The organism is Proteus alimentorum (assembly GCF_002607735.1).
In the GTDB taxonomy this organism is placed as follows: Bacteria; Pseudomonadota; Gammaproteobacteria; order Enterobacterales; family Enterobacteriaceae; genus Proteus; species Proteus alimentorum.
Genome location: NZ_NBVR01000039.1, coordinates 104406 through 117284, shown reverse-complemented (window position 1 = coordinate 117284; position 12879 = coordinate 104406). Strand labels below are relative to the sequence as shown.

The window sequence follows — 12879 nt, the reverse complement described above, 5'->3', positions numbered from 1 at the left end:
TGATCTTCTTGGTTGCGCAATCTATCAGAAACAAATTTTCAATAAAAGCGCAAATTTAAGACAATTTAATTTTTGCTCACGTACAATGTGCGGTTTGTTTCACTATACTTTACTGTGTTGTGACGTCAATTAACGACTAAACTAAACTAATTAACTTAAATTTCTATTTATTATGACATTATCATCTGCACAATTACGTAAACCAGTATATTGGTGGGTTATTGGTTATGCGACATTTTGGATCTTAGTGAGTTATCTCTTTGACCCTACTGTGCCTTATGATGCCGTTGAGGCTGTCAATTGGGGCACTAACGGAGGGTGGGGTTCCCCCAAAAATCCCTGGTTTGTGGGTTTTATAATGACACCCGCTATTTACGGCGGTATCGATTTTAGCTTTTATTGGTATTTTATCCACTTTATTGTCATTGCCGTTGGGCTATTAGGCGTTTGGAACTTAGCTTACAAATTGACACAAAATACTAATCTAGCTTGGTTTGCTATGTTGGCGCTTAATTTATCTGGCGTTATCAACTTTGATATTATCCCTTATAACGATAACTATATTCTAGTTGGTTGTTGGGCGTGGGCGTTCTATTTTTTCCTTTGTGCGATTAATGACAATCAAAAATATTGGATTGGTTTTGCGATTACGATGGGTATCGCCACAATGGGGAAATATTCATCATTGGCTTTTATTGGTTCTGTGTTTTTATCAAGCCTTTTTGTACCTAAAGTGCGAGCAAGTTATTGTTCACCCTATTTCTATTTGGCATTGGCTATTTGGTTTGCTTTTGTTATTCCCAATTTTATTTGGCTGTGGCAAACCGATTTTGCGGCGTTTAAATGGGTCGATTCACAAATCGAAAGCCGTTTTAATTTACGCACCACTCGCGCTGCATTGACGGTTTTTTACCCTGTGATTTTAATGTGGGGGATTTTACGTTTTTATGGTGGACGTGTGAGTTGGTCTGCTTCTAAAGATAGCCAATTACTTAATTTTATTTTTTTGTTCCCATTAACGATTATTTTTATTTGGTTTAGTTTCCATGAGGGGGGGCGTATCAGCGAGTGGCTGCAACCCTTTATGTCAATTGCGACGGTGCTTTTTGTCGGCTCAATTAGTGTAATGCCTAAACGTTCATTACGTGGTGCACTGTATGGTTTAGGCGTTTTCGGTATGTTGGTTGTGTCTGGTTATACTGTCGTTCAAGCCGCTAATGTGCGTAATGCTGGTCAAAAATTTATTGGCGTAAAAACCTTTGTGCAAGATGTTGAACAAGCTTGGCATCAGCATTATCACACGCCGCTTGCGTATGTGGGCGGTGAGTATATGCATGAATGGGTGACTTTTTATGGTAAAGATAGGCCATTATCGTCCCAGCCTTGGGTATTAGAAGAAAATGTGCAACCACCTAATATCTATAATCGTCATATCACGCTTCAACAATTAGAAGAGAAAGGCGTCGTGTTGATCAGCGAAGTGGGCTATTACTGTGAAAAAGCTTCTTTTGATAAAGGATTAAAATACTGGCCGAGTTTAAAAATAGCCGATACTCAAGAGATAATGTTTCGTGCTGAACCAGATGCCATCGCCGAGCCGGTTTGTATTGCTTTTGTGGCGCCAAAAACACATAAGGAAAAGTAGAGATGCGTTACGCGGATATTCAGGTTGAAACAGAAAGATTGAGATTGCGTCCTTTTGAAATGGGAGATGCTGAAGATTGGTTTAAGATCATGAGTTCACCTGAAGTGACGCGCTACTGGAGTCATCTCCCTTGGCAATCACTACAAGAAGCGCAGGAAGATATCATTCAAGATATCACGCATATGGAAAGAAAAGAGTATCTGCGTTTAGCCGTGATAGATAAAGCAACAAATGCGCTTATGGGCATGTGTGTTTTCTTTAATCATTACCCTAATTCACGCCGGGGTGAAATAGGGTATTGCCTTGATACGGCTTATCAAGGAAAAGGTATTATGAAAGAAGCCATGACAGCGTTTATTACGTATCTCCAAACGCATTTATCGGTTCGTCGTTTAGAGGCGGATATTCACCCTGATAATAAAGCATCCGCTGCGTTGCTAGCGAAATTAGGTTTTGAGCAAGAAGGTTATCTTAAACAGCGTTGGATAGTGGGTGATGAGGTTTCTGATTCTGCTATTTTTGGTTTGTTATTGCCAGTTATAGATAAAGCCTAATTAGATGCTCTCTGTTAGGCTTGATATTGCAAGTAAAACGATCCTTTCGCCAAAATCGCCTTCTGGAATATTTAAATTTTCTAAGAAGGCGAGATCAACATTAAAATCTATTGAAGAAGGTCTACTCCAAATATAAGCGCTGTTTGTTATGAGAGATTTTCTATCGCATTCATAAAGCATCAATTCACCATCAGAAAAGTATTTATGTGATAGTGTATTATTATGACAATGCATAACGTAAAGCGTAATATTTTCTGAATTTGATAAACCAATTGCCCATAAACTCATTCCCCCCAGCGTTTGCTGAGTATCACTAATTACGCCACCATAAATTTCAATTATTTTTAAATAGATTGCAACTGAAATGCCTAATGAACGATATTCATTATCTACATAGGCAGATTCTATTTGAGGTAAATTAGGTGAAAATAATACTGGTGTAGATAAATTAAAAGTCATTATATAATTAGCAACAACAATATTGTTTTTTATATCTTTAACATATAGCCGATTTAATTCAATGCTTACTTTTTCTCTTAATAATACATATTCTTTTTGGTCATTATCTAAAATTACACCTAATTCATCTATTTCACCAAAATCCCCACTATTATCTGGGTAAATAAGTCGTTTATCATGACGATCAATTAAAATGGGAGGTATTCATTCGAGCCTTTTTATGCTGTAAGTTAAACGTTTTAATCATTCTTTTAAGCTTTCTATGATTAAAAAGCTTTTCATATTGTACTTTATATTTATTATTTATTTTATTTGAAAAAGATTCAGATACAACACTAAATCCTTTTTTATTTTTAGAGGGTGCTAATTGAAGTTCAAGAATAGGATAAACATTATCCCAAATAGCCGTTTTTTCCCAACCATCATTAAGGATTAAAACTCTAGGCCTTGTTTCGCGTTCTTTCATTATTCTAACTTCGAAATTAACACCTTCACTATCTTTAATTTCACCAATTAGAATAGTTCTACTTGCTATTGTATGAGGTGAACGTTTATTCATTTCTCCTCCTAATAATTAGTAAACTTAAAGTGATTATGATGAATATAATGTTGGTAAATAATATAACTATTAATAGAATTATTTATTACATACCATTATAAACAACCATAACGTTCCCTTTATAGTATTTTAGAGATGTTTAAAAATAAAGCAAAAATTATTACTTGATAAAAAATAGAAAAAGCAATAGTCCGGAGACTATTGCTTTAGAGTGTGATTTAGAAAAGATTATTCAAATCAATAACATGGGTATCAATTAGTAATATTTTTAAAATAAATAGCAGTGAAACAATCACAACACACAGGTTAATTTCTTTCCAGCGGAAAGTACCCACTTTCATCACGCAATAAGCAATAAAACCAAGCGCAATACCTTCGGTAATTGAGAAGCTAAATGGCATCATTACTGCGGTGATAAAGGCAGGTACGGATTCTGTTAAATCATCCCATTTTACGCGCGTTAGGCTTGATGTCATTAACACACCCACATAAATCAGTGCGCCAGCCGTTGCGTAGCTTGGTACCATGCCTGCAAGTGGTGATAGGAAGATCGCGAGTAAGAAAAGAATACCGACAACAACCGCCGTTAAACCTGTACGACCACCAACAGAAACCCCTGACGTACTTTCGATAAAAGCAGTAACAGAAGATGTTCCCATTGCTGAGCCTGCAACAGAGCTTAAGCTATCGACATATAATGCTTGTTTCATGCGTGGAAACTTGCCTTTGTCATCAGTTAAACCCGCTTTATCCGTGACACCAATTAATGTGCCTGATGAGTCAAATAAGTTAACTAACATAAAGGCAAAAATGACACCAGAAAGGCCGATATCTAACGCACCGACAATATCCACTTTACCGACCACAGTAGTGATGGAAGGTGGCATCGCAAAGATACCTTGATATTGAACATCCCCTAAGAGAAGACCAATGACAGTGGTGATAACAATAGAAATAAGAATAGCCGCGTGAATATTACGAGCGGCAAGAATGGCGATAATAAAAAAGCCTAAGGCACCTAATAACACGTTATGAGAGGCAAAATTACCAATAGTAACGATGGTATCGTTGTTAGGAATAATAATACCGGAGTTTTTTAGCCCCATCATGGCGATAAACAGGCCAATACCGCTCGTAATACCAACACGTAAACTCAGTGGAATATGGGCAATTATCCAATAACGAATACGAAAGAGAGTCAGTAAAAATAGCCCTACTGCACCCCAGAAAATTGCACCCATAGCGACTTCCCATGAGTAGCCCATTGCGCCAACAACGACAAAGGCAAAGAAGGCATTTAGGCCCATTGCAGGGGCAACAGCGATAGGTAAATTCGCCACTAATCCCATTAAAATACTACCAAAAGCCGCAATTAAGCAGGTTGTTACAAAGACGGCTTTGATATCCATATTGGCAGCAGCGAGGATTTGAGGGTTAACGAAGATAATATAAACCATCGTTAAGAAAGTCGTGATACCCGCAATTAGTTCAGTGCGAGCGTTTGTACCGTGTTCTTGTAGCTTAAACACACGTTGGAGCAAACCCTGTGAACCAGAATTTGGTGATGACATGCTCATAGACAAAAGATCCCAAAAAAAATGTTTTTCGCTTTATCCTACACAAATAAAACCAGAACTGCATCTAAAAAAGTAATCGATTGCGTAAAGAGGAAATAGGAAACTTGAAAATACGTTGATATCCTTTAAGGGTTAAATTGGATAAATGTAAGGGGATTAATAATGGTATCGACATGATGCAATTTCTATAGCGGGATCAGTAACACGGTAGATGAGACGATGTTCATCAGTGATTTAAGTACAAAAGTAAGTACTTAATGATATACACGGAGATTGTTTTAGGAATAGAATAAGGAGTTAGGAATGTCAGGTAAGAATATAATAAGGATAATCTATTTGGTTTCAGGTGTTATATTCGTTATTTTCTCAATGGAGCTATTTATTTCAATAGAAAGTTATATTCATTATTTTTCTCTCGCTGAAGAAATTAGATCCTCATTCAAAACATCTGTTTTTTTATTTACGGCACCTGCAGTTTTCTATCTTCTCTATTTATTGGTTTTTCCACCATCCAAAAAGAGGACAATAAAAGGAAGTGAAAAAATAATGTTCTCTTTTCTCTTGTTTTTTATTTTTGGTGCATTTTTTAGCTTTTTCTTTTCTGACTATGTTGAAAAAGATCTACTTTCTCAAGGTTATTTTATTTGTGAAAAAAGCACTTTTACAGAATCTAATCTCTATGTTAAATCATTAAATAGGTGTCATTAATCATGGATATTGAAACTAAAGATAGAATCTATTTAATTTCATTTATTATGATCCCTCTCTTTCTTTTTTGTGTTGTTTCATCATTAGGAGATTATGCTAATTATTTTTTTCTAGCAGAAAAAATAGATTTTTATTTTGTTACCGCAAGTATGCCTTTTCTATCACCCTTTTTTTGTTATCTATTTTATCTATTGCTGATGTCTGCTATCAAAGAAAAAATAATAAAAATTAATAACAAACTTGCGATAATCACAGTGTTGATTTTCATTTTTGGTCTTCTATTTGGCACCTTTTTTAATCTTTATGTGAGATATGATCTTGTCTCTCAGGGATATTTTATTTGTAAAAAAGGGCCTTCGGCTAAATCAAATACTTATGTGGTATCACCAAAGCTATGCCGTTATTAGCCTAAAATTTTTTAGTGAAACCTTTTTATTTATTTCTCTGAATAACGTCTATTTAATCAGAACTATTGAATTATTGTAAAAATAATTAAATTGAGTTATGCCATATTCAACTGGATAAGCTACAGTAAAAAGCTTTTAATAAGCTTGGTTTTGTTAGCAGAATGATAATCTAAACCAAACTTATGAGAGTTTAAACCATCTCTTATTAAAGGAATGTTGTAAACCGTTATAAAATTCTAATTTAATCTGTTTCAATTAATGGGGTGTGGACATGCTATGTTTAATGAGCCATATTATTTATCGCACATAAATTATATGATGGAAAATATTTAACCATGACGGAAAGACCTGAGAGGACATCCTACGGCAGGCGAGCTTTAGAGAATAGAGATAGAATTAAAATACTTCTCAGTATTTTGTGATATGAAAATAATGCTTAAAATAGTTGTATTTCTATATTTTATTTTCTTATTACTATTAATCAAAATCCTTTCAATATCTGACTATGAATGGATGGTTGGAGATAGTGATGTAGAAAATCTTTGTCAGCTTCCGTTAGGGGGTAGGTATGTTATTGAGCCTATTTTAATATTAATACCGAGCACCTTGTTTCTTTTTTTTGAAAGGAATAAAAAAGTAAGATGGGGCTATATGTTAATTGTAATTATATATATGACATGGTCATTTTTTTTAAGATTTACTTTTTGCTAAAAAACTTCTTAGTTTCGATAAGACCCATTATGTTAAACGGGGGAAGTGGGCACAAACTCATGAGAGTTTAAACCACCTCCCACCAGAGGTGTATCGTAAACAGCCAGAAAACCTTAATTTAATTAGTCTCAATTAATAGGGAGTGGATATTTTCGTTTAAACGGCAACATCATTTGCCAAAAAGGGCGTTTCTCTTTTTGTGTTGAGAATAATTTAGCCACTCTATTGGCAATAATTTCTAATGAGAAACAGAGAACAAAATAGACGAAGGCCACAAATAAAAAGACTTCCATTGGATAAACCATACTGCGGTTATTGACTTGCGTCGCTAAGAACGAAAGCTCGCCTACACCCACCACATAAGCTAATGAAGTATCTTTAATTAAGGCTATCCACTGATTTATAAATGAAGGCACCATCATGCGCAATGCTTGGGGTAATACGATATACCATAGTACTTGCCAGCGATTAAAGCCTAAAGATAATCCTGCCTGCCATTGCCCTTTGCCAATCGCCAAAATACCCGCTTTGACACCGTGCGCAATATAAGACGATGTAATTAAAGCGAGTGCACAAATGACTGTGGTGATTTCAGGTATTTCCATTCCCAATACAACAGGCAATAGAAAATAGACCCAAAATATCAACATAATGACAGGAATAGCACGGAAAAACCCTAAAAAAGCCGCAAAAAGGTTAACCCAGATACCTCTGAGCATTGCCAGCGCAATGCCACCTAATGTACCTAAAATAATAGATGCAATACCCGCAATGATACTGATAAAGATGGTCAACGCTGCGCCTTCTAAAGGCCCGTCAGGATAAGCACCAAAAAGTAAGTACTGCCAGTTATCAGCAATAACAGTAAAGTCCATATTAATACCCTTGTGCTAATTTACGTTGCTGATGCCATTGTCCCCAAGCCTCCATTAAGGCTATCGCCGCAATATAAAGAATGGTTGCGACACCAAAGGCTTCAAAGGTACGTAATGACTCTGTTTCGACTTGTCTTGATGCATAAGAAAGCTCCGCAACACCAATAGCCATCGTCAGTGATGAGTTTTTTATTACATTCATGTATTGACCCAGTAAAGGCGGCAGAGCAATACGAAAGGCTTGAGGTAAAATCACATAACGCATAGATTGCCACGGTGTTAACCCGAGCGCTAAAGAGGCATATTTCTGCCCTTGTTTAACACCTTGAATACCCGCTCTTAGCTCTTCGGCAATAAATGGGGTTGAGTAAAATGTCAGACCCACAATGCCAGCTAAAAACTCAAAAGAAGGCCAAGCAAGCGTTAATCCTAGAAAGGAAATTTCATGAGGCGTGTTTAGCCACATCATGGCACTTTGCGGCAGAATTTCTCCTGATGCGAAATACCAAAAGAACAACTGCACTAACAGTGGCGTATTACGAAACAGTGACGTATAAGCAGTAGCTAACCAGCGTAATGGTGTAAAAGTGCTATCTCTTGCAGCACTAAGGGCGAAGCTCATTAATGTTGCAATGACTATAGTCCAAAAAGAGATAAGTAAGGTGATTAGAAAACCACTCCAGAGCCAGCTTAAATAGTGTGGTTCAAGAAGGTAATGTGAAAGAAATTGCTCAAACATAGTGTAGGCCTATTGTAGACACCAAACCCCGCAGAAGCGGGGTAGGTGTTTTAATAAAGGAATAACTTTGTTTTTAATGAAAGAAGAAAGTTATTACGCTTTAAGGATCAAGATTGTGGTGTTTGCTCTGACAGTGGGGCAAATTTAAAGTCACCACGAGGTTGCGCTGATTTTGTTTCAGGACCAAACCAACGATTGTAGATCTCGTCTGCTTTGCCTTCTTTTTCTAATCTTAATAGCGTGTTATTGATTTCATTAATTAAACGCTCTTCACCTTTAGCTGCTGCAACTGCTTGGTATTCACGCGTAATGCTAAATGGTGAGATTTCAAAGTCAGCTTTTACAGCATCAGGTAAATTTGCTAATAAACCCACGAGTTTTGCATCATCTTGCGTGATGGCTTGTACGTTACCGTTACGTAATGCAGCGAAAGCGAGTGGTGTATCGTCATAAGAGATCACTTTGGTATCAGGATAGCGTTCACGTAAAGTAATTTCTTGAACGGTACCTTTATCGGCACCAATACGCAGAGAGTGAATTTGTTCAGGGTTTGTTAGTACTCCCTTACGTGCAATAAATTTTTGTCCAGTTGCAAAATAAGGCACAGAGAAGTCAACTTGCTTAGCGCGTTCATCGGTAATGGTGAAGTTAGCGGCAATTAAATCGACTTTCTTTGAGCTTAAAAGAGGAATACGGTTTGCTGGATTTGTTGGACGTAGCTCCAGTTTTACACCTAAATCGTTGGCGATCTCATTGGCGATATCTGCATCATAACCGGCCAGTTTTTTGGTTTGAGGATCAATAAATCCAAAAGGAGGATTGCTATCAAAAATCGCGATACGTACTACACCTGCTTTTTTTATATCATCGAGCTTATCTGCTTTTGCAACACCAGAGAAAAGCACTGAGCCTGCAATTAATGCGGTTGCCAAAACACGTAATTTCATTATTCACCCCAAAGAAAAGAATTATCATCGTTATGTTGGATATCACGCTATCAAGTTGATCTAAGTTCATAAAATAATAAAAATTGATATAGATATACTTTTAAGGAATAAGGTGAGGAAAAGCGTTGAGCTAGAACGGTATTAATTTATGAGAGAATAAAAAAACAGCGACCTCAACGTCGCTGTTTTGAAGAGAAGAAAAAGAGAGAGAAATTTATTTAGAGGCGTTGCTGTCGTCACTTTTTGTCAGCATTTTTTCTACTTGATCGCCTCCTAAATGGCGGAAATCATGACCTTTCACGTAATAGAAAATAAACTCACAAATGTTCTGGCAACGGTCGCCAATGCGTTCGATTGAACGCGCACAAAATAGTGCAGTTAGCACACTTGGAATGGTGCGAGGGTCTTCCATCATGTAAGTCATTAATTGACGGACGATGCCTTCATATTCGTTATCAATTTTAGCGTCTTCACGATAGATACGTACGGCTTCATCCAAGTCCATACGCGCAAACGCATCAAGAACATCATGAAGCATTTGTATGGCGTGTTGACCTAACGATTCTAAGCTCACGAGTAGAGGTTGATGCTGGTGTGAAAACTTTTCAAGCGCCGTTTTACAGATTTTTTCAGCAACATCACCAATACGTTCTAACTCAGCGATTGTTTTTGATATCGCCATAATTAAACGTAAGTCACTCGCTGTTGGCTGGCGTTTAGCAATAATTCGCATACACGCATCATCAATGGCGACTTCCATCATATTGACGTTATGATCACCTTGAATAACTTCATTTGCCAATGCTTGGTCTTGATTATGCATTGCTGTAATGGCTTTTTTGAGTTGTTCTTCAACAAGCCCACCCATAACCATCAGCTCGGTACGGATATGCTCTAACTCAGCATTAAATTGACCAGAAATATGCTTATTATGATTTAAATTATCCATTTATTGCCTCGTTATCAGCCATAACGCCCAGTGATGTAATCTTCAGTTTGTTTTTTCGCAGGACGCGTAAATAACGTATCCGTATCGCTAAATTCAATTAACTCGCCTAAATACATAAATGCCGTGTAATCAGAACAACGTGCCGCTTGTTGCATGTTATGTGTCACGATAACCACGGTATATTCTGATTTGAGCTCGCTGATAAGTTCTTCAATACGACCTGTTGAGATTGGGTCTAGTGCTGAACAAGGCTCATCAAGTAATAAAACTTCAGGACGAATAGCGATACCGCGCGCGATACATAAACGCTGTTGTTGACCGCCAGATAGACTATATCCACTCTGATGTAATTTATCTTTGGTTTCGTTCCATAATGCGGCTTTAGTCAAAGCCCACTGAACACGTTCGTCCATATCAGCACGAGACAATTTTTCGAATAAGCGTACACCAAAGGCGATGTTGTCATAAATTGACATCGGGAAAGGTGTTGGTTTTTGGAACACCATTCCGACTTTGGCACGTAATAGCGCAATATCTTGCTTATCTGTCAGAATGTTGTTGCCATCTAGCAGAATTTCGCCTTCTGCACGTTGTTCGCCATAAAGCTCATACATTTTATTAAAAGTACGCAGTAAGGTCGATTTACCACAGCCAGAAGGGCCGATAAATGCAGTTACCTTATTTTTGGCAATATCTAAAGAGATATTTTTCAGCGCATGGAATTTACCGTAGTAGAAGTTCAAATCACGAACTTGAATTTTATTTCCTGCGTTATCATTAGCCATAATCATTCAACGTCTCTCTTGCTTAACTTTCTGCGTTAACCGTGCTTGCGTTTAGCAAACAGCACGCGCGCAATAATATTGATAAATAGAACACAGAGGGTGATAAGTAATACGCCAGCCCAAGCAAGCTCTTGCCATTGTGCAAAAGGACTCATGGCGAACTTAAAGATAGTCACTGGTAAGTTGGCTATCGGTTCGTTTAAGTCTGTGCTCCAGAATTGATTTGATAGTGAAGTAAATAACAGTGGTGCAGTTTCACCTGCAATACGTGCAATCGCTAATAACACACCTGTGATAATGCCTGATACCGAGGCTTTTAAGGTGATTTTAGAGATCATTTTCCACTTGGGTGTTCCTAATGCGTAAGCGGCTTCGCGTAAGCTATCAGGGACTAACTTCAACATATTCTCAGTGGTACGAATAACGATAGGAATTTGCAGTAACGCTAATGCGATAATCCCAGCCCATCCTGAAAAGTGCTGCATCTGTGCAACAACGATGGTGTAGACAAAGAGTCCGACAACGATTGATGGTGCTGACAGCAAAATATCGTTAATAAAACGGGTTGTTTCAGCAAGCCATGAACGACGACCATATTCTGCAAGATAAATCCCTGCAAGAATACCTAGCGGTGTTCCAATAACCGTTGCCCATAAAATCAGTAATCCACTACCCGCAATGGCGTTTGCCAATCCACCACCATCAGTATTCGGCGGAGGCGTCATTTCAGTAAAAAGCGCCAGTGACATGCCATCAAAGCCTTTGGTGAAGGTAGAGAATAAAATCCACGTTAACCAGAAAAGACCAAATGCCATAGTAGAGACAGATAAAAACAGCGCGATACGATTTTTTTGACGACGCCAAAGTTGGCGTTTATGACGTACACGCAGTTCGTTTTCTGTTTGAACGCGTAATGAAGAAGAGGATGTTTTAGACATATCAGCGCGCCCCTTCATTTTTTGCTAAACGTAATGTCATAAACTTAGAGATCGCAAGAACGATAAAAGTGATGACAAACAGGATAAGCCCTAATTCCATTAATGCAGCAGTGTGTAATCCCGTTTCTGCTTCAGCAAATTCGTTCGCTAATGCAGATGTAATACTGTTACCCGGCATAAACAATGAGGCAGAGTCTAATTGGTAGGTATTACCGATGATAAAGGTTACTGCCATAGTTTCACCTAAAGCACGTCCTAATCCCAACATAACACCGCCAATAACGCCATTACGGGTATAAGGTAGAACGATATTCCAAATCACTTCCCATGTTGTACAGCCAATGCCGTAGGCAGACTCTTTCATCATGACCGGTGTCTGTTCAAACACATCACGCATTACAGAAGCGATATAAGGAATGATCATGATAGCGAGGATAACCCCCGCAGCTAAGATACCAATACCAAAAGCAGGGCCAGAGAAAAGTTCGCCAACGATAGGAATGGAAGAAAGCACATTGCCTACGGGCTCTTGGAAATAGGTTGCAAAGAGTGGTGCAAAGACAAATAGTCCCCACATACCATAAACAATACTTGGAATAGCCGCGAGTAACTCAATAGCGATACCTAACGGGCGTTTTAGCCAATTAGGGGCTAATTCAGTTAAGAAAAGAGCGATACCAAAACTGACAGGAACGGCAATTACCAGTGCGATGACTGAGGTAACAATAGTACCGTAAATAGGCACTAGCGCACCAAATTCCTGAGCAGGAGGATCCCACTCTTTCGACCATAAGAATGAAAGGCCGAATTGTTGAATGCTTGGCCATGAGGCGAAAATCAGTGAAACAATGATACCTGTTAAAAGCAAAAGTGTAATCAACGCCGCTAGACGAACCAGTGCGCTGAAAATAACGTCCCCTCGTTTACTAGGGGCCTTTATTACCGTTGTATACTCGGCCATAAAGCCTCTTTTAATTTATTACCCCCTGTGTAGCAGGGGGTGAACGTTAACTTATCTCTTAATGG

At 38.0% G+C, this 12879-nt stretch carries 16 protein-coding genes; 5 read left to right on the top strand and 11 right to left on the bottom strand.

The features are described 5' to 3' along the window. The first annotated feature begins 172 nt into the window (after positions 1-172). Together B6258_RS15630 and B6258_RS15625 are read left to right on the top strand one after the other, a co-directional pair. Positions 173-1645 carry a glycosyltransferase family 39 protein gene (locus B6258_RS15630; RefSeq protein WP_099076023.1) on the top strand — a complete coding sequence of 491 codons (1473 nt, stop codon included), beginning with the start codon at positions 173-175 and terminating at the stop codon, positions 1643-1645. A gap of 2 nt (positions 1646-1647) precedes the next feature. Continuing rightward, positions 1648-2199 carry a GNAT family N-acetyltransferase gene (locus B6258_RS15625; protein ID WP_099076022.1) on the top strand — a complete coding sequence of 184 codons (552 nt, stop codon included), beginning with the start codon at positions 1648-1650 and terminating at the stop codon, positions 2197-2199. On the opposite strand, the gene B6258_RS15620 is transcribed toward B6258_RS15625, so the two are convergent. From B6258_RS15620 to B6258_RS18575, 4 genes are all read right to left on the bottom strand, one after another. Then, positions 2200-2658 carry a hypothetical protein gene (locus B6258_RS15620; RefSeq protein ID WP_099076021.1) on the bottom strand — a complete coding sequence of 153 codons (459 nt, stop codon included), beginning with the start codon at positions 2656-2658 and terminating at the stop codon, positions 2200-2202. Between the two features lie 184 nt (positions 2659-2842). Continuing rightward, positions 2843-3217 (bottom strand): hypothetical protein, encoded by a 375-nt coding sequence (locus tag B6258_RS15615; protein WP_099076020.1) that lies wholly within the window; start codon positions 3215-3217, stop codon positions 2843-2845. Between the two features lie 218 nt (positions 3218-3435). Next, positions 3436-4794 carry an NCS2 family permease gene (locus B6258_RS15610; RefSeq protein ID WP_099076019.1) on the bottom strand — a complete coding sequence of 453 codons (1359 nt, stop codon included), beginning with the start codon at positions 4792-4794 and terminating at the stop codon, positions 3436-3438. A gap of 156 nt (positions 4795-4950) precedes the next feature. Further along, positions 4951-5028: a type II toxin-antitoxin system YoeB family toxin gene (locus tag B6258_RS18575; RefSeq protein WP_099076144.1), complete on the bottom strand. Its 78-nt coding sequence runs from the start codon at positions 5026-5028 to the stop codon at positions 4951-4953. 69 nt (positions 5029-5097) lie between these two features. Here B6258_RS18575 and B6258_RS15600 point away from each other — a divergent pair, with 69 nt between their 5' ends. The 3 genes from B6258_RS15600 to B6258_RS15590 all read left to right on the top strand — a co-directional run bounded on the left by B6258_RS15600 (position 5098) and on the right by B6258_RS15590 (position 6620). Further along, the gene (locus B6258_RS15600; RefSeq protein WP_099076018.1) at positions 5098-5502 is read left to right on the top strand and encodes a DUF1240 domain-containing protein; all 405 of its coding nucleotides are present in this window, start codon (positions 5098-5100) and stop codon (positions 5500-5502) included. Between the two features lie 2 nt (positions 5503-5504). Further along, entirely contained in the window at positions 5505-5909 is a 405-nt protein-coding gene (locus B6258_RS15595; RefSeq protein ID WP_099076017.1) for a DUF1240 domain-containing protein, read from the top strand. 423 nt (positions 5910-6332) lie between these two features. Beyond that, positions 6333-6620, top strand: a complete 288-nt coding sequence (locus B6258_RS15590) for a DUF2645 family protein (protein WP_099076016.1) — start codon at positions 6333-6335, stop codon at positions 6618-6620. Between the two features lie 128 nt (positions 6621-6748). Here the strand turns inward: B6258_RS15590 and B6258_RS15585 are convergent, their stop codons facing one another. The 7 genes from B6258_RS15585 to pstC all read right to left on the bottom strand — a co-directional run bounded on the left by B6258_RS15585 (position 6749) and on the right by pstC (position 12814). Further along, entirely contained in the window at positions 6749-7495 is a 747-nt protein-coding gene (locus B6258_RS15585; RefSeq protein WP_099076015.1) for an amino acid ABC transporter permease, read from the bottom strand. A 1-nt stretch (position 7496) separates the two neighbouring features. Then, a complete protein-coding gene (locus tag B6258_RS15580; protein WP_099076014.1) occupies positions 7497-8234 on the bottom strand; it encodes an amino acid ABC transporter permease in 738 nt (245 codons plus the stop codon). Between the two features lie 107 nt (positions 8235-8341). Further along, positions 8342-9181, bottom strand: coding sequence for an ABC transporter substrate-binding protein (locus tag B6258_RS15575; RefSeq protein ID WP_099076013.1), 840 nt, complete (start codon positions 9179-9181; stop codon positions 8342-8344). A 214-nt stretch (positions 9182-9395) separates the two neighbouring features. Continuing rightward, positions 9396-10130 (bottom strand): phosphate signaling complex protein PhoU, encoded by a 735-nt coding sequence (gene phoU, locus B6258_RS15570; RefSeq protein WP_099076012.1) that lies wholly within the window; start codon positions 10128-10130, stop codon positions 9396-9398. A 14-nt stretch (positions 10131-10144) separates the two neighbouring features. Beyond that, positions 10145-10921 (bottom strand): phosphate ABC transporter ATP-binding protein PstB, encoded by a 777-nt coding sequence (pstB, locus tag B6258_RS15565; protein WP_006534565.1) that lies wholly within the window; start codon positions 10919-10921, stop codon positions 10145-10147. 29 nt (positions 10922-10950) lie between these two features. Next, complete coding sequence (gene pstA, locus B6258_RS15560) at positions 10951-11853, bottom strand: phosphate ABC transporter permease PstA (protein WP_099076011.1); 903 nt, start codon at positions 11851-11853, stop codon at positions 10951-10953. A 1-nt stretch (position 11854) separates the two neighbouring features. Continuing rightward, complete coding sequence (pstC, locus tag B6258_RS15555) at positions 11855-12814, bottom strand: phosphate ABC transporter permease PstC (protein ID WP_099076010.1); 960 nt, start codon at positions 12812-12814, stop codon at positions 11855-11857. Between the last annotated feature and the right edge of the window lie 65 nt (positions 12815-12879).

Bases quoted from the DNA above. Each gene is read 5' to 3' on its own strand.
- B6258_RS15630 (WP_099076023.1), top strand. From the start codon at position 173: ATGACATTATCATCTGCACAATTACGTAAACCAGTATATTGGTGGGTT.
- B6258_RS15625 (WP_099076022.1), top strand. From the start codon at position 1,648: ATGCGTTACGCGGATATTCAGGTTGAAACAGAAAGATTGAGATTGCGT.
- B6258_RS15620 (WP_099076021.1), bottom strand. From the start codon at position 2,658: ATGACTTTTAATTTATCTACACCAGTATTATTTTCACCTAATTTACCT.
- B6258_RS15615 (WP_099076020.1), bottom strand. From the start codon at position 3,217: ATGAATAAACGTTCACCTCATACAATAGCAAGTAGAACTATTCTAATT.
- B6258_RS15610 (WP_099076019.1), bottom strand. From the start codon at position 4,794: ATGAGCATGTCATCACCAAATTCTGGTTCACAGGGTTTGCTCCAACGT.
- B6258_RS15600 (WP_099076018.1), top strand. From the start codon at position 5,098: ATGTCAGGTAAGAATATAATAAGGATAATCTATTTGGTTTCAGGTGTT.
- B6258_RS15595 (WP_099076017.1), top strand. From the start codon at position 5,505: ATGGATATTGAAACTAAAGATAGAATCTATTTAATTTCATTTATTATG.
- B6258_RS15590 (WP_099076016.1), top strand. From the start codon at position 6,333: ATGAAAATAATGCTTAAAATAGTTGTATTTCTATATTTTATTTTCTTA.
- B6258_RS15585 (WP_099076015.1), bottom strand. From the start codon at position 7,495: ATGGACTTTACTGTTATTGCTGATAACTGGCAGTACTTACTTTTTGGT.
- B6258_RS15580 (WP_099076014.1), bottom strand. From the start codon at position 8,234: ATGTTTGAGCAATTTCTTTCACATTACCTTCTTGAACCACACTATTTA.
- B6258_RS15575 (WP_099076013.1), bottom strand. From the start codon at position 9,181: ATGAAATTACGTGTTTTGGCAACCGCATTAATTGCAGGCTCAGTGCTT.
- phoU (WP_099076012.1), bottom strand. From the start codon at position 10,130: ATGGATAATTTAAATCATAATAAGCATATTTCTGGTCAATTTAATGCT.
- pstB (WP_006534565.1), bottom strand. From the start codon at position 10,921: ATGATTATGGCTAATGATAACGCAGGAAATAAAATTCAAGTTCGTGAT.
- pstA (WP_099076011.1), bottom strand. From the start codon at position 11,853: ATGTCTAAAACATCCTCTTCTTCATTACGCGTTCAAACAGAAAACGAA.
- pstC (WP_099076010.1), bottom strand. From the start codon at position 12,814: ATGGCCGAGTATACAACGGTAATAAAGGCCCCTAGTAAACGAGGGGAC.